The organism is Rhodococcus sp. PD04 (assembly GCF_035918275.1).
Taxonomy (GTDB): Bacteria; Actinomycetota; Actinomycetes; order Mycobacteriales; family Mycobacteriaceae; genus Rhodococcus; species Rhodococcus rhodochrous.
This window is the reverse complement of record NZ_CP142143.1, coordinates 493,209-509,060: the sequence shown is the minus strand read 5'-3', so window position 1 is coordinate 509,060 and position 15,852 is coordinate 493,209. Positions and strand designations below refer to the sequence as shown.

12 protein-coding genes and 1 riboswitch are annotated in these 15,852 nt (G+C 68.5%); of the genes, 2 read left to right on the top strand and 10 right to left on the bottom strand.

What is annotated here, in order from left to right; translation table 11 throughout:
* Nucleotides 1-23: 23 nt before the first annotated feature.
* Nucleotides 24-141: riboswitch (SAM riboswitch) on the bottom strand.
* A gap of 162 nt (nucleotides 142-303) precedes the next feature.
* A complete protein-coding gene (locus U9J23_RS02320) occupies nucleotides 304-4,209 on the top strand; it encodes a Pls/PosA family non-ribosomal peptide synthetase (RefSeq protein WP_059382617.1) in 3,906 nt (1,301 codons plus the stop codon).
* Entirely contained in the window at nucleotides 4,176-5,555 is a 1,380-nt protein-coding gene (locus U9J23_RS02315) for a M1 family metallopeptidase (RefSeq protein ID WP_016694643.1), read from the top strand. Before U9J23_RS02320 ends, U9J23_RS02315 begins: the two co-directional genes overlap by 34 nt.
* Nucleotides 5,556-5,567: 12 nt before the next feature.
* On the opposite strand, the gene U9J23_RS02310 is transcribed toward U9J23_RS02315, so the two are convergent.
* From U9J23_RS02310 to U9J23_RS02265, 10 genes are all read right to left on the bottom strand, one after another.
* Nucleotides 5,568-6,134, bottom strand: a complete 567-nt coding sequence (locus U9J23_RS02310) for a hypothetical protein (RefSeq protein WP_085469462.1) — start codon at nucleotides 6,132-6,134, stop codon at nucleotides 5,568-5,570.
* A gap of 39 nt (nucleotides 6,135-6,173) precedes the next feature.
* Nucleotides 6,174-7,436, bottom strand: coding sequence for an MlaD family protein (locus U9J23_RS02305; RefSeq protein ID WP_085469463.1), 1,263 nt, complete (start codon nucleotides 7,434-7,436; stop codon nucleotides 6,174-6,176).
* Entirely contained in the window at nucleotides 7,433-8,554 is a 1,122-nt protein-coding gene (locus U9J23_RS02300; protein ID WP_085469464.1) for an MlaD family protein, read from the bottom strand. Before U9J23_RS02300 ends, U9J23_RS02305 begins: the two co-directional genes overlap by 4 nt.
* Nucleotides 8,551-9,657 carry an MCE family protein gene (locus tag U9J23_RS02295; protein ID WP_085469485.1) on the bottom strand — a complete coding sequence of 369 codons (1,107 nt, stop codon included), beginning with the start codon at nucleotides 9,655-9,657 and terminating at the stop codon, nucleotides 8,551-8,553. Before U9J23_RS02295 ends, U9J23_RS02300 begins: the two co-directional genes overlap by 4 nt.
* Nucleotides 9,654-10,676, bottom strand: coding sequence for an MCE family protein (locus U9J23_RS02290; RefSeq protein WP_326601179.1), 1,023 nt, complete (start codon nucleotides 10,674-10,676; stop codon nucleotides 9,654-9,656). Before U9J23_RS02290 ends, U9J23_RS02295 begins: the two co-directional genes overlap by 4 nt.
* Nucleotides 10,677-10,680: 4 nt before the next feature.
* Nucleotides 10,681-11,718 carry an MCE family protein gene (locus tag U9J23_RS02285; RefSeq protein ID WP_272267107.1) on the bottom strand — a complete coding sequence of 346 codons (1,038 nt, stop codon included), beginning with the start codon at nucleotides 11,716-11,718 and terminating at the stop codon, nucleotides 10,681-10,683.
* On the bottom strand, nucleotides 11,715-13,031 hold the full coding sequence (locus tag U9J23_RS02280; protein WP_229582287.1) for an MlaD family protein: 1,317 nt from the start codon (nucleotides 13,029-13,031) through the stop codon (nucleotides 11,715-11,717). Before U9J23_RS02280 ends, U9J23_RS02285 begins: the two co-directional genes overlap by 4 nt.
* Nucleotides 13,032-13,033: 2 nt before the next feature.
* Nucleotides 13,034-13,888 carry an ABC transporter permease gene (locus tag U9J23_RS02275; protein ID WP_016694635.1) on the bottom strand — a complete coding sequence of 285 codons (855 nt, stop codon included), beginning with the start codon at nucleotides 13,886-13,888 and terminating at the stop codon, nucleotides 13,034-13,036.
* Nucleotides 13,889-13,890: 2 nt separating this feature from the next.
* Nucleotides 13,891-14,724 carry an MlaE family ABC transporter permease gene (locus tag U9J23_RS02270; protein WP_016694634.1) on the bottom strand — a complete coding sequence of 278 codons (834 nt, stop codon included), beginning with the start codon at nucleotides 14,722-14,724 and terminating at the stop codon, nucleotides 13,891-13,893.
* 389 nt (nucleotides 14,725-15,113) lie between these two features.
* Complete coding sequence (locus tag U9J23_RS02265) at nucleotides 15,114-15,743, bottom strand: TetR/AcrR family transcriptional regulator (RefSeq protein ID WP_085469468.1); 630 nt, start codon at nucleotides 15,741-15,743, stop codon at nucleotides 15,114-15,116.
* Between the last annotated feature and the right edge of the window lie 109 nt (nucleotides 15,744-15,852).

The window sequence follows — 15,852 nt, the reverse complement described above, 5'->3', positions numbered from 1 at the left end:
CAGAGAATTCTCGTCGCCGGCGGAGTCCGCGCTTGCCGTGTCCGGTAGTGGATTCACGGCCCGGTCGTCACCCGGAGCACCCCACCGCGGTTGGAGGGTTGCCGACCAGCTAGCCGGGGCTTGACGCTGGTACTCATGACCTGGCGAAGAGAATGGCAGGACGACCGTGCCGTGTCAACCCCGTACCGCTCCGCGTCGCCCGGCACCGCGAGGACGACACGCGTTCGCGCGCCGAACGTTCACCTGTCGTCCACCGGGACGTGAGATAACCGGAAGATCCATCGAGCAGAAGGACGCGCGGAGTTGCCAGCCATATCCTCGACCCCCGTCGGCCGGTCCCCCATCCCGGACGAGTTCCTCCGCGCGTCGCACGCCCCACCCGCTCGCACCCTCGTCGACCTGCTGCGGAGCACCGCCGAAGCGCATCCCGACGCTCCCGCGATCGACGACGGCTCGACGATCCTCGAGTACGCCGAACTGGTCGAGGCGGTGATCGCCGGTGCGTACGCGCTGAACGACGCGGGCGTCGGGGCCGGCGACCGGGTCGGCGTGCGCATGACCTCCGGGCGCAGCGACCTGTATGTGACGATTCTCTCGATTCTCGCCGCGGGCGCCGCATACGTCCCCGTCGACGCCGACGATCCCGACGAACGAGCCGAACTCGTGTTCTCGGAAGCGCAGGTCACCGCCATCGTCACCGACGAGGGCATCGGATCGGGCACGGCCGCACCGTCGGGCACCCCGGTGGTGCGGGGCCCGAACGTCGACGACGACGCGTGGATCATCTTCACCTCCGGTTCGACCGGGACACCGAAGGGTGTCGCCGTCACCCACCGCAATGCGGCGGCCTTCGTCGACGCGGAAGCGCGGATGTTCTGTCAGGGGGCGCCGCTCGGCCCCGGCGACCGTGTCCTGGCCGGCCTGTCGGTGGCGTTCGACGCTTCGTGCGAGGAGATGTGGCTCGCCTGGCGGCACGGCGCCTGCCTGGTTCCGGCACCCCGCGCGCTCGTCCGCTCCGGCATGGATCTCGGGCCGTGGCTCGTCTCCCGCAACATCAATGTCGTCTCGACGGTGCCCACCCTCGCGGCGATGTGGCCGGCCGAAGCCCTCGAGGCGGTGCGCCTGCTCATCTTCGGCGGCGAGGCCTGCCCACCCGACCTCGTCGAGCGTCTCGCCGTTCCGGGACGCGAGGTGTGGAACACCTACGGACCCACCGAGGCGACGGTCGTGGCCTGCGCGTCGCTCATGGACGGCACCGGACCGGTCCGCATCGGCCTGCCCCTCGACGGATGGGACCTGGCCGTCGTGGACGCCGACGGAAACCCCGTCGAGGAGGGCGCGACCGGGGAACTCGTCATCGGCGGTGTCGGTCTCGCGCGCTACCTCGATCCGGCGAAGGACGCCGAGAAGTACGCTCCCATGCCCACTCTCGGCTGGGACCGCGCCTACCGCAGCGGCGATCTCGTGACGCTCGACCGCGCCGGTCTGCTGTTCCAGGGGCGCGCCGACGACCAGGTCAAGATCGGTGGTCGCCGCATCGAGCTCGGCGAGGTCGACAACGCGCTGCAGAACCTGCCGGGCGTGGCGGGCGGCGCCTGCGCGGTCCGCAGGACCGCTGCTGGGCACTCGATCCTCGTGGGGTACATCGCCTCCACCGATCCGGACTTCGACATCACGTCGGCCCACGACCTGCTGTCCGAACAACTCCCCGCCGCGCTCGTCCCGCGACTCGCGCTCGTCGACGAACTCCCCACCCGCACATCCGGCAAGGTCGACCGCAACGCTCTGCCGTGGCCGCTGCCGGGCGCCGATGCCGACTCGGTGGAAGCACTCGGTCTCGATCCCACCGCCGAATGGGTCGCCGAACTGTGGACCGACATCCTCGGTGCCCGGATCGAGGGCGTCGACGACGACTTCTTCGAACTCGGCGGTGGTTCCCTCGCGGCGGCGCAGCTCGTCACGGCGCTGCGGAGCCGATATCCGGAGATGACGGTCGCGGAACTGTACGACCATCCCCGGCTCGGATCACTCGCCGTCTATCTCGACGAACTCGCACCGACGGAAGCCGCGACCCCCCGTGAGGTGGCCCCGGTGCCGCGACTCGCCCAGCTCGGGCAGATCGCGGTGACCGCCGTCCTCACCACCCTCACCGGACTGCAGTGGGTGACCTGGCTTGCCATCCTGAACAACGTCGTCGCGTTCGTCGTCGACGTTCCGTGGACCGTCACCCTGTCGTGGTGGTGGGTGGCGCTCGGAGTCCTGCTGTTCCTCACGCCCGTCGGCCGCATGGCGATCTCCGTCGCGGGTTCGCGTCTGCTGCTGCGCGGCGTGAAGCCCGGAAGCCACCCCCGTGGTGGGAGCGTCCACCTCCGGCTGTGGACGGCCCTGCGGCTGTCCGAGGCCGTGGGTGCCGTGAACATCTCGAGCGCTCCCTGGATGCGGCAGTACGCGCGGGCGCTGGGCGCGAAGGTGGGCCGCGACGTCGACCTGCACAGCCTTCCGCCGGTCACCGGCCTCCTCGAACTCGGCGACGGTTGTGCCGTCGAGCCGGAGGTGGATCTCGGCGGCTACTGGGTGGACGGCGACGTCGTCCACATCGGAAGCATCCGGATCGGTGCCGGCGCCACGGTGGGTGCCCGGTCGTTCCTGGCCCCCGGCGCGCGGATCGGCAAGAACGCCGAAGTGGAGGCCGGATCCGCGGTGTTCGGCCGCGTGAAGGCCGGACAGAACTGGTCGGGCTCACCCGCCCGCAAGGCCGGCAAGGCCGACCGGCCGTGGCCCGCCGGGACACCGCCGCGGGGCAGCAGATGGGTGCCGGTCTACGCCCTGTCGTCGATCCTGCTCGGCGGCCTGCCCATCGTCTCGATCGCCGCCGGGGTCGCGCTGCTCGTGTGGTGGGTGCACGACACCCCCACCGTCTCCGACGCCGTGGTGCACTCGCTGGCGATGCTGCCCGTCGCGGCGCTGCTGACGATGTTCGTCTTCGCCCTGCTCACCCTGATGGCGGTGCGGCTGCTCGCCATCGGGATGTCGGAAGGCTGGCATCCCGTGCGCAGTCGCGTGGGCTGGCAGGTGTGGTTCACCGAGCGCCTCATGGACTCCTCGCGCACCTTCCTGTTCCCGCTCTACGCGTCGATGCTCACCCCGATCTGGCTCCGTCTGCTCGGCGCCGACATCGGCAAGGACGTCGAGGCGTCGACCGTGCTGATGGTCCCCAAGTTCACGAAGGTCGCCGACGGAGCGTTCCTCGCCGACGACACGATGGTCGCCTCCTACGAACTCGGCGGCGGCTGGCTGTACATCTCGCATGCGAAGGTCGGCAAGCGTGCATTCCTCGGCAACTCGGGGATGGCGGCGCCGGGTCGGCGGGTCCCGAAGCATGGACTCGTCGCGGTGCTCTCCGCTGCTCCGGAGAAGGCGAAGTCCGGTTCGTCGTGGCTGGGCAGTCCCCCGGTGCGCCTGCGGCGCGCGAGCGGCGACAGCGACGCGAGCCGCACCTTCGAACCGCCGCTGAAACTGAAGATCGCGCGCGGCGCGGTGGAGACCTTCCGGCTCGTGCCCATGGTCGTCACCTACGGCATCGGGCTCGGTGTGCTCTTCGCCCTCGACACCCTCGCCGTGCACTGGGGCTATCTCGCCGCGGCACTGCTGGGCGGTCTCGTGCTCATGGTGGCCGGCGCTCTGGCGTGCCTCGTGACCGTGATCGCGAAATGGCTCGTCGTCGGTCGGATCGGACGCGTCGAGCACCCGCTGTGGAGTTCGTTCGTGTGGCGCAACGAGGTCTCCGACACCTTCGTCGAGACCGTGGCGGCACCGTGGTTCGCCCGGGCCGCGGCGGGCACCGCCGTGATGAATCTGTGGCTGCGCGCGCTGGGGTCGAGGATCGGCCGCGGTGTGTGGTGCGAGAGCTACTGGTTGCCCGAGGCCGACCTGGTGTCACTGGGCGACGGTGCGACCGTCGAACGCGGTTGCGTTGTACAGACCCACCTGTTCCATGATCGGATCATGTCCATGGACACCGTGACCCTCGGCGCCGGCGCCACGCTCGGCCCCCAATGCGTCGCGTTGCCCGCCTCGGGCATCGGGGACGGCGCCACCGTCGGCCCCGCCTCGCTGGTGATGCGCGGCGACGTGGTCCCGCCGTCCACTCGCTGGCAGGGCAATCCGATCACGCCGTGGACCACACCGAACGACTGGTCGCCGCGGTGAAGCCCATCAAGGCCGCCAAGCCCGTCGCGCCGGTCGCCGCCGACCGCCCGCTCGATCCCTATCTGCCCGAGAGCGGGAACCGCGGCTACCGAGTCTCCCGCTACGAACTCGAACTCACCTACAAGGTCGTGTCCAACCGGCTCGACGGCCGAGCGAAGATCATCGCCACGACGACGGACGTGCGCGCCAAGTACTCACTCGATCTCGCGCAGTCGATGCGGGTCGCGAAGGTGACCGTCAACGGGCGACGTCCCGCCAAGTTCGCGCATCGCGGTGGCAAGCTCACCGTCACCCCCGCCGAGAAACTCCCTGCCGGGGCGGTCCTCGTCTTCGGTGTGCAGTACTCGGGCACGCCCACCCCGCTGCGCACGATGTGGGGTGAGGTCGGCTGGGAGGAACTCGACGAGGGGTCGCTCGTCGCGAGCCAGCCCAACGGCGCACCCACCTGGTTCCCCTGCGACGACCATCCCGGTTCGAAGGCCACCTACCGCATCGCCGTCACCACCGACGCTCCGTTCGTCGCGATCGCGAACGGCACGCTCGTGCACAAGACCACGAAGGCGAGCCGCACCACACGGGTGTACGAGCAACCCGAACCGATGGCGACCTATCTCGCCACCGTCCAGACCGGCCACTACGAGATACGCACCCTCGCAACGGAACCCGTGCCGCAGTACGGTATCCACCCGCCTCGCCTGCGCGCGGAGTTCGATCGGGACTTCGCTCGTCAGACCGAGATGCTCGAGTTGTTCACACGCCTGTTCGGCCCGTATCCGTTCGCGCACTACACCGCTCTGGTGACCGACGACGACCTCGAGATCCCCCTCGAGGCGCAGGGATTGTCGATCTTCGGCGCGAACTTCTGCGACGGCACCGGCCGCGAGGAACGGCTCGTCGCACACGAATTGGCGCACCAGTGGTTCGGCAACAGCCTCACGTTGAACCGCTGGTGCGACATCTGGCTCCACGAAGGATTCGCGTGCTACGCGGAGTGGCTGTGGTCGGAGAACTCGGGCGGCAGGTCGGCGCACGCGCACGCACTCGACGCCCACCGGGGACTGGCCCGCAAGCCGCAGGACATCCTGCTCGAGGATCCGGGCCCGAAGGACATGTTCGACGACCGCATCTACAAGCGCGGGGCACTGACCCTGCACGCCCTGCGCGTGCAACTCGGCGACGAACCGTTCTTCACCCTCCTGCGGACGTGGACCGCGGAACACCGGCACGGCAATGTGACGACGGCGCAGTTCAAGGATCTCGCCGCGCGTTTCTCGGACGTCTCGCTCCGGCCGCTGTGGGAGGCGTGGTTGAGCACGCGAGAGCTCCCTCCGGCACCGACCGCCTGACGCGACGCCGGCTCAGGGCAGATCCACCTGCGACGCGAGCCACCGGCCGTCGACGAGTTCCATCGTCATGACCACGCGGCTGCGGTCGAGTCGCGGTTCGGGGACGAGGGTGTTCGTGACGCTCTGGTCGACGAACAACAGGACCTCGACCTTCGTCGTGGTCGCGGACCTGATGCCCGACTCCACCACGACACCCTCCGAGCGTGCCCGGTTGTCGATCAGCACCTGTTCGAGTTGTGCGCTCGACTCGGCGTACATCTTCTCGAATTCGCCGGTGGCTCCGTCGAGTACCGCGGCGAAGTCGGCGTCGAGGTCCGCCGAATCCACCGACGTCAACGTCACGGCGAACTGCCGTGCAGCCTCCGACGCCGCGCGGGCAGCGTCCTCCACGGCGCGGGCGTTCCGGAGCTGGGTTCCCAGCACTGCGGAGGCCACCAGTCCCGCCACCGCGACCAACGCGAGCAGAAGCAGGGGAAGGCGGACGAATCGCCTTCCCCTCGAAGTCTTCTCGGCTGCTCCCGTATGCGTGCTGTCGGTCGTCCCGGTTTCGTCGGTGCGGGCCGCGGTGTCGGTGCTCATGTCGGTTCTCCTGGGTTCTGCACGATCGTCGGGCACAGGTCAGTTCGGCACTGTCGGTCCGCCGTAGTCGAGTGGGACGCTGTACGGCCCGACGGGAGCCGGGTCGGACGTACGGAGCGGATCGACGCCGGGCGGCATGGTCGCGGCGCCCTCCTCACCGGGAGGACGTGGCGCATTGCGCGCGCCGCGCACGAGCGTCGACGGGTCGGGGTCGGTGCAGTAGGTGTACAGATACGGCTCCGGATGATCCGCGATCGTCGGTGGTCGTCGCGGCAGGTCGTAGTCACACGAGTTGCGGGGATAGATGTTCACCAGAGCCCAGATGCCGCCGTCGCGGAAGGCGGTCATGAGCGCTTCGAGCGTCGACCCGTCACGGTCGCTCGGGAAGAAGAATTCGTTCAGGGCGGGGACGCGCACGTGCGCCATCTGCGCCACCGTCGTCAGATTGCCCAGCAGTTGCACCATCGTCGGGGAGTTCTCGGCAAGGAGAGTGTCGACGGACTGCATCGTCGCCGGTGTCCTGTCGACGAAGCTGCGGAATCCCTCGTCCATCGCTTCGACTCCACCGAGCAGGGTCGACATCTCCGCCGACATGCCCTGCAGTCCGGGTGCGGCGTCCGCGAGTGTGCGGAGCACGATCCTGCCGGAGCGCAACAGCGAGACCGTCTGCGGCAGAACCCCGTCGAGTGTCGAGATGAGGAAGGTTCCACCCTCGACGATGTCGGTGAGTTTGCGTGGACCGTCCGGCCCGACACCGAGTTCCTCCACGATCACCTGCAGCGAGTCGGGGTCGATCTGGGCGAGCATCCCGTCGAGGTCGTGCATGAGGGTCGACAGCGGAACGGGTGTCGAGGTGTCCTCGGCCGAGATCTCGGCACCGTCCTCGAGATAGGGGCCGTCGTCGCTGTCGGGACGCAGGTCGAGGTACTGCTCACCCGCGAGCGACAGGCCGGCGACCCGGATCTCGCCACCCGCCGGAATCCGTGCACGTGAATCGATCTCGGCGACCGCGGCCACCCCGTCCTCCGTCAGGTCGACGGACGAGACCGTGCCGACGGGAACACCCCGCAGCGTGACGTCCCGGCCGGGCAGCAACCCGCCCGACTCGTCGAAGTGCACCCGGATCCGGTAGGTCTCGGCCGTCGGGACCGCGTCGAACACACCGAACACCAGGTAGGCCATCCCGACGACGAAGGTCGTGGCGAGGGCGACCACCGACAGTCCCAGCCGACGCGCGTAGCCGTACCGCACACCCGCGACGATGCCGCCGGCCGTGACCTCGACGGGGCCGCGGCGGCTCACGGACCTTCTCCGTCCAGTCGCTGCTGCAATCGCATCAGCGTGTACGTCAGTGTTCCCACGAATGCCTGCCAGTCGCTCTCGTCGGGGAGACGGCTTCCCGGATCCCCCGAATGGCCCGGCGCGGGCACGGCGCCGATCACCAGTTGTTCGAGGTCGGCGTCGACATTCGCCGACGTGCTGTTGGTGACCCGCATGATCGGTGCGAGCAACCGGTTGACCGAGTTCAGGCTGGCGTCCGGATGGGTCGCCGCGGCGTTCAGCTGCTCGGCGATCCGGTCGAGGTCCGCGAGGGTGCTGCGGGTGTCGGTGCCCTGCACCGACGGGAATCGTCCCATCTGCTGTCCGATCCGGTCGACCTGCCCGACGAGGTCGAGCAGCTGCGCGGTGTCGGCGGCGACGACGTCGAGCGCCGGGCGCGCGGCCAGCATCACCTCGTCGATCGTCGACCGACGCTCCGCAAGGGTCGCGATGAGCCGGTCGGTGCGGGTCAGGGATTCCTCGATCTCGGCGGTGCGTGCGGTGATGAGGCCCGCCAGCCTCGTCGACTCGTCGACGAGCGCTCCGAGCCGGTCGCCGCGGTCCCCCACCGCTTCCCCCAGTCCGTCGACGATCTTCGTGAGGTTGCGCAGCGCTCCGCCGTTGACGAGCACCGATGCGGTGGACAGCATCTCCTCGATGGTCGCCGCTGCCGCCGTCGACGACAACGGGATCGTGTCCCCCGGTGCGAGGGCCGCGGCGCCGGTCGCATCGGCCGGGGGTTGCAGCGAGACGAACACGTCGCCCAGCGGCGTGGCCGATCTCAGCTCGGCGGCCGTTCCCACCGGGACGGACACGTCCTCGGTGATGCGCATGGTCACGATCGCGGAGTACTCCTCCACCCGCATGGACGCGACTTCCCCGACGTCCGCACCCGCGAGCTTCACCTTGGCCTTCGTCGGCAGGTTGAGCGCGTTCTCGAAGGTCGCGTGGAGCGGATAGGACTCGCCGCCCACCCCCGGTTCGGGAAGGGGAAGGCTCTCGAGGCCGACCGAGCAGGCGGTGGTGCCGAGAACCGACGCGGCGATCATCGCGACCACGGCCCGTGCCTGTCGCCTGCCGGTGGTGTGTGCGCGCGTCATCGTGGCAACCCCGCGATCCCTTCGAGCATCGAGGCGATACCGAAGCCCGGGCCGAAATCCTTCAGGTTCCCGGAGGTGCACCCGAGATCGCGCATCTCCAGCGCCGCGCACACCTGGGAGACGAGATGCCCGTCGAAGAAGACCTTCTCGAGCTGGGCGTGGACGCGGGCCGCACCGTGTTCCTGGTCGATCGCGTTGTACGCGTTGCCGAGGAGAAGCGGTGACAGATCGAGGAATTCGGCGACCTCGTTGCGGTAGTCGACGATCGCGCGGGTGACCGATTCGGCGTTCGTCACCGTCGAGTGCACCTCGTCGTGGTGGGTCTCGAGCAGTTGCTCGGCGTGCGCGAGGATCTCGTTGAGTTTCGTTCCGGTGTCGCCGGTTCCGACCCGGGCGTCGGCGAGGACCGTGCTGAGCCTTCGCGTGGCTTCGCCGAATTCGCGGATCTCGACGTCGTTGGCGGCGGCGATGTCGGTCAGGGCCGAGAGGTTGTCGACGATGGTGGTGATCTCGTTGCCCGTCACCGCGCCCTTCTCGGCGCTCATCCGCAGTGCGTCCGACAGGCGGCCGAGCGCGGCCCGGATACCGACGCCGTTGCCCGCCGTCATCCCGGCTCCGATGTCGAGCAGTCGCGCCACCGGTCCGTCGCCCGTCCCGTCGCCCTCGAGTTCGAGGGCCAGGGTGTCGGCCATCGCGAGCAGGCGGTCGAACTCGATCGGGGTCCGGGTCCGGTCCAGGTCGATCACCGCACCGTCCACGAGGGTCGGCCCGCCCTGGTAGGCAGGGGTCAGTTCGACGTTCCGGTCGGTGAGCACGGAGGTCGATACGGCCACCGCCTGCACGTCGGCGGGTACGTCGACACCGGCGTCGATCTCCATCGTGACCGCGACGTGGGTGCCCTGCGGCTCGATCGTCAGCACGCGCCCCACCGGTATCCCGAGGATCGACACCTCGTTCCCTTCGTACAGACCGGCGGCGTTGTCGAACCGTGCCGTGACGGTGACGGGTCGATCAGGAGACAGGACCCGGTCGAGCACGAGGGCTCCCGCCAGCGCGACGACCGCGACCAGCACGATCCCCTTCACCAACCGTGTCACCGTCATCGGCACTCCCCGAGATAGTCGCGCAGGCTCGGCTCGCCGGTGTGCCCCACGAGGGCGCACATCCAGGAGTCGATCATCGGTCCGGCCGGCGCCGTGAAGTCGACCTCGTTGCCCGTCCCCGACGCGTTGGTGAAGTTCCGGATCGGGACGGGCAGGATCTGGAGGATGTTGCGGAGCAACGCGTCGTTGTTCGCGAGGGTCTGCAGGAACTCGTCGAGATCCGCGATCATCGCATCGACGTGCGTCCGGTCCTCCACGACGACCGAGTGCAGGGCGTCCACGAGGCGGGTGGTCGAATCGAGCAGTCGCTGAACCAGATTGCGTCGGTTCTCGAGCTCGGTGAGCATGCTGTACCCGTCGCGGACGAGGACACCGAGGCTGTCCTGCTGGGCGCGCACGATGGTGGTGATCGACGCGGTCGCCTCGAGGATCGACCCGATCTGCCTGCGCCGGTCGGCGAGGGTGCCGGAGAGGCTCTCGATGTTCTGCAGGACCTGCGGGAGAAGCTCGGGTACGCCGTGGAGTTCGTCCGCCATCAGCGTCATCGTCTCCCCGAGGCGTTCGGCGTCCACCTGCTCGAAGGTGGTCGTCGCGTCCGCGAGCAGCTCCTGCAGATCGTAGGGCACCACGGTGTTCCCGAGGGGGATCCTGTTGTCGGCCAGGGGTTCTTCTCCTGCGGGTTGCAGTTCGAGATAACGGGATCCGAGCAGCGTGGTGAGCTTGATCGACGCCACGGTGCCGGATCCGAGTTCGACGTCGCGGTCGATGTCCATCGCCACCACCACGTGGTCCCCGGCGAGTCGCGCTCCTTCGACGGTTCCCACCTGGACGCCGGCGATCGTCACGGCGTCGCCCGCGCTGATCCGGGCCGCATGCGCGAACTCGGCCTCGTATCGCACGGAGGAGAATCCGAGACGGGAGACGGCGACGGTGGCGACCAGCGCGAGGGCGATCACCACGACCGCCACGGTCCCGATGACCAGGGGATTTCGATCTTCGAGAGTCGGTTTCCGTGTCACGATCTCACCTGCACACCGGGGAATGCGTGATCCGCCCTTCGGGCGTGACCTCGGAGACGACGGACGGGATGATCGATCCCACTTCGGGGATCAGGGTGACGTTGAAGTTGCACAGGTAGGTGTTCAGGTAACTGCCCTCCTGACTGACGCGCGCGAGTCCCTTGAGCAGCCCCGGCAGGTTCGCCCCGAAATATCCGAAGCTGTCCTTGTTGTCGAGGAAGTGGCGGGTGAAACCCGGTTGGCGGCTGATCATCGCGTGCAGGTCGGGTTGCACTTCCCGGCTCATCGCCGCGATCCGGTCGACGGTCGCGGACAGGGAGTCGAGCGAGCCGATCGTCTCGTCTCGTCGCGCCGACAGTTCGGAGAAGATCGCACGGGCACTGGTCAGGACGGCGTCGACGTCCTCGCTCTGCGTCGCGAGATCGCCGATGACCGCGTCCAGGTTGACGATGATGTCGCCGAGGATGCGGTCGGGTTCGGCGAGCGACTCCGCGAGACGGGATGTTTCGGCGACGAGAGCGGTCACGGCACCGCCGTCCCCCTGGAGTGCCGCGATGATCGCGCTCGTGATGCGGTCGACCTGTTCGGGATCGAGCACGCTGAACAGGGGCTCGAATCCGTTGAGCAGTACGGAGATGTCGAACGACGGATCGGTGCGTTCGAGAGGGATCTCCCAGTTCGCCGGGACCGGCGTCCCGGAGCCGCCTTCTCCGCGGGAGAGTCCCAGATATCGCTGGCCGATGATGTTCTGGTAGGTGATCGCGGCCTCGGTGTCGTCGTGGATCGTCTGCCCGGTCTCGATGCGGAACGCCACCCTCGCGACCGACCCGTCGAGTTCGATGGCGTCGACGCGTCCGACCCGCACGCCGGCCATCCGGACGTCGTCACCCACCCGCAGTCCGGAGACATCGCTGAAGACCGCGCGGTAGCCGGTCGTGTCGCCGTGGACGTTCCGCTGGAGCGTGACGACCACCGGCCACGTCGCGGCGAGGGCCAGCAGCAGGAACAGGACGAGGCCGATCAGCGGCTTGCGGTAGCTCATCTCGGGCCGTTCCCCTCGTCCGGGAGGATCGAGATCATCGCTCCGCGCGCCACCGGTCCGAGCAGTACTTCGGCGGCGGCCGACGGATCGCCGCCGAGGAGGGCACCGAGCAGCTTCTTCTCGTCGTCGCTGCCGACCGGGCCGACGTTGCCGCCGGACGGGATACTGCTGAGTACCTGCGTTCCGCTCCGGGGTGCGGTGTTCAGCGACGAGACCGGAGGTGCCCCGGTCTCGGGTGCCGTCTCGCAGCTCGGACCGGCGAGGTCGCCGTAGCGGGGGCAGTCGGCACGCGTGTACATCCGGTGCGGGGTGAACTGGAAGATGAACTTGCCCATCCCGCGCGGTGCGCCGTAGGGCCAGAAGGTTTCGAACCACTTGTCGGAGATGCGACGCATCCGTGTGGTGATGCGCGGGAACTCGTCGGCACCGTCCGCCATGACCCCCAGCACCGGCGTGAGGGAGGTCGTCACACCGATGACCTGGTCGATGTGCTTCTCGAAACCGTTCGCCACGTGGTCGAGCGTGGTGGCACTCGCCGCCAGGAACGTTCCGAACTCCGCCTGCTTCTCCGCCAGGGTCCGCATGGGGACCACGGCATGGTTCACGGCGTCGAGCAGATCCGGTGCGGATTCCTGCAGCCCACGCACGGCATCCGAGAGTGCGACCAGTGTCGAGGGCCCGCCGTCGGGGGTGAGGACCGCTCCGAGTTCACGGACCATCCGATCGAGTTTCTCTCCGGCGGCGACGATGTCGGCACCGCGACGGTCGGTCGCCTCGGCCACGGTGGCGAGGATGCCGAGGGTGTGCCGGGTGTCGACGCGGGCGGTCGCCGCGGTGATGTCGCGGAGTTTCGTCAGCGCGGTCTGCAGTTGGACGGTCTCCAGGCCGGTGTCCTGCGGAATCGTCGCCCCGGCGGCCAGGGCGGGTGCCGGGCCGTTGTCGACGAGCTGTACGGACGACACCGCGAACACATTGCTCGGCACGACCCGCGCGGTGACGGTGTTCGGGATCGTGTGCGCATGTTCGGGTTTCAGCGCGATCCTCACGACGAGGGAGGACGTGTCGTCCGGGCGGACGACCTCGCCGACCTCACCGACCAGCACGCCCCGGAATTTCACGTCCGAGCGCGCCGGGAGTCCGTCGCCGATGTCCGAGAGCACGGCCTCCACATCGACCGTCCGGGTAAATCTGCCGTCGGCCTTCGCCACGACGGCCCCCACCCCGAGGACACCGAGGAGCAGCGCCACCGCACCCGCGACGAACAGTCTGGTGGGGGTCGCCCGTCCGACGTCGCTCTCGAGCAGGATGGACATGCCTACCCTCCGAGCCTTGCGCCCGAACCGATACCCCAGAGGGCGACGGTCATGAGGAGGTTGACCACGATCATCGCGGAGATGCTCGCCCGCATGGCGCGGCCGGCCGCCGTTCCCACACCCTGCGGCCCGCCGGCGGCGTAGAAGCCGTAGTAGCACTGGATGGTGGTGGTGATGACGACGAAGACCACTGTCTTGAGCAGTGAGTAGGCGATGTCGGTGCCGTTCAGCACGAGGGAGAAGTAGTGGCCGTAGGTGCCGGCCGACACTCCCCCGGTCAGCCCGATCACCGATTGCACGGCAACGTAGTTCACGGTGAGGCAGACCAGATACAGCGGCACCACCGCGACCACCGAGGCGAGGAGCCGGGTCGTGACGAGATACGGGATCGACCGGATCGCCAGCGATTCCATGGCGTCGATCTCCTCCGAGATGCGCATCGCGCCGAGTTGGGCGGTGAACCGGCACCCGGCCTGCGCGGCGAACGCGAGCGAGGCCATGATGGGGGCGAGTTCGCGGGTCGTGGCGGTCGAGGACACCATTCCCGTCGCGGGTTCGAGTCCGAGCAGGTGCAGCGCGTTGTATCCCTCGATGGCGACGATCGCACCCGCCGACGCACCCAGGACGATGATCACCCCGGCCGTGCCACCTCCGACCACGAGAGAGCCGTTGCCCCAGGTGACATCGGAGAGGATGCGCAGGAACTCCTTCCGGTAGTGCCGCAGGGTCGTCGGGATCGCGGCCACGGCGCGCAGGAGGAAGACGACCATGTGGCCGAGACGCTGGACCGAGCGGATCTGCGCCGTCGCGACGACGACGAACGGCCGGGTGCCGGGTGGGAGGTACCGGGACGCCATCGTCAGAACCCCGTCTTCGGGAACAGCAGCACGTACAGCTGCGTGAAGGCGACGTTGACGATCATCAGGAGCAGAATCGACGCGACGACGGTCGCATTGACCGAGTCGGCGACGCCCGCCGGCCCGCCGCGCGTCGACAGACCCTTGTGGCAGGCGACGACCGCGACGATCGCCCCGAAGACCGCCGCCTTGATCATGGTCAGCACGAAGTCACCGATCGTCGCGAAGGACGCGAACGTCGTGACGAAACTGCCTGGCGTTCCGTTCATCACGAAGGTGTTGAAGATGTATCCGGAGAGGAATCCGACGAAGCAGACCAGGCCGGTGAGGGCGAGACCGACCACCACTGCGGCCACCAGGCGCGGCACCACGAGGCGTCGGACGACCGACAGGCCCATCACCTCCATGGCGTCGATCTCGTCGCGGATCTTGCGGGATCCGAGATCGGCACAGACGGCGGAACCGGCCGCCGACGCCATGAGCAGGGCGGCCACCATGGGTGCGCCCTGCTTGATGACCGCGAGACCGCTCGCCGCGCCGGCCAGGGAGGTCGCGCCGACCTGGCCGGCGAGCAGCCCGAACTGGATCGACAGGGTCACCCCGATCGGGATCGCGACGAACATCGTGGGCAGTGCGGAGGCCGAGGCCATGAACGCCGCCTGCCGGACGAACTCGGCGAACGGGAACCTCAGGGTGACGATGTCGAGGATCAGATACTGGAGGGCACGGATGCCCAGCACACACTGACCACCGACGGTTTCGAGCGCCGCCATCGGATGTCGCCGGAGGTAGCCGCGGGCCCACGCGCCGATCTCCTTCGTGGCCGTCGTGCTCATCGCGGCCTACCGCACCGATCCGACATCGAGCACACACCACCGTCTCGACGACCCCCATCTCGCAGGTGTCACGGCTGCTCCCCTCCAGGAGTAGATGAGCGTGGACGACACCGACCATCGAACGGTCGCAAGCATCGCCGAAACAGACTGTGTTCGCAGACTTTTCGAGAAATTGTCGAGATCCGGCACGACGAGCACATCGCCGGCCGGAGCGCACGAGCGGGACCGGCCGATGCCGGGTCACGCTCGGTGGCGCAGCGCCTCGGCGACCCGCGGGCGATCGGGTGCCGAAGCCGGGCTGTCCACCCGAGCCAAAAGTAGAATACTATTCTCGTAGTTGCAATACACGATTTCGGACGACTCCGGTTTCCAGCCCGTACCGGGGCGTATCAGGCCAGGTCACGGCGCTGGAAAGCAGGTTCCGTTCCGTCGCGATCGGCAGCACCTTCGAGCATCGACAGGCACCACTCGACGAGTTCGTAGGTCTCGGCATGGCCCGCCGTCAGGCCGAGGGACTCCTCCATCACGAGCACTCGCGAGATGCTCGTCATCAGCACCGACAGCACCACGGGAGGAATCCGGGCCAGGTCGTATCCCGACCGCGCGAGAGCAGCCCGTGCGGCATCCCGCTGCCCGACGCGGAACAGCTCCGAGTAGCGCGCGATCTCGGAGCGGAGCGCGTCGCGATGGCGCGCCATCGCGATGAACTCCATCGTCACGGCGACCGCGGCGGGATCGGTACTGAACTCCCAGAGAGCCCGAAGAGGGTTGGGGGACTTCACCACTTCGGCCTGGACCGCCAGGCCCTCCTCGGCACGCCGGCGGAACATCTCGAGGAAGAGATCGTCCATGGTCCGGAAGTAGTAGTGCACGAGTTGCGGCTTGAGTCCGGCACGCTCGGCGACACGACGCGAAGTGACTGCGGCGTAGCCTTTTTCGAGCATCAACTGCTCAGCCGCGTCGAGCAGAACGGTCCTGTTCTTCGCATCCGGTGAGCCGATCCGCCTCGACGACGTCATCTCCTACCTCCGTGGTCGTCGGCGTCCGCTTCGCGCGGCCGGTGCGGCGCACCGATGCGCGCTCATCGTAACCACACCTACGAGTGTGCTCTTGACCACATTCGACCCC

Excerpts from the sequence above, each read along its gene's own strand:
- U9J23_RS02300 (WP_085469464.1), bottom strand. The coding sequence starts at position 8,554 with ATGACGCGCGCACACACCACCGGCAGGCGACAGGCACGGGCCGTGGTC.
- U9J23_RS02310 (WP_085469462.1), bottom strand. The coding sequence starts at position 6,134 with ATGAGCACCGACACCGCGGCCCGCACCGACGAAACCGGGACGACCGAC.
- U9J23_RS02270 (WP_016694634.1), bottom strand. The coding sequence starts at position 14,724 with ATGAGCACGACGGCCACGAAGGAGATCGGCGCGTGGGCCCGCGGCTAC.
- U9J23_RS02295 (WP_085469485.1), bottom strand. The coding sequence starts at position 9,657 with ATGACGGTGACACGGTTGGTGAAGGGGATCGTGCTGGTCGCGGTCGTC.
- U9J23_RS02285 (WP_272267107.1), bottom strand. The coding sequence starts at position 11,718 with ATGAGCTACCGCAAGCCGCTGATCGGCCTCGTCCTGTTCCTGCTGCTG.
- U9J23_RS02275 (WP_016694635.1), bottom strand. The coding sequence starts at position 13,888 with ATGGCGTCCCGGTACCTCCCACCCGGCACCCGGCCGTTCGTCGTCGTC.
- U9J23_RS02280 (WP_229582287.1), bottom strand. The coding sequence starts at position 13,031 with ATGTCCATCCTGCTCGAGAGCGACGTCGGACGGGCGACCCCCACCAGA.
- U9J23_RS02265 (WP_085469468.1), bottom strand. The coding sequence starts at position 15,743 with ATGACGTCGTCGAGGCGGATCGGCTCACCGGATGCGAAGAACAGGACC.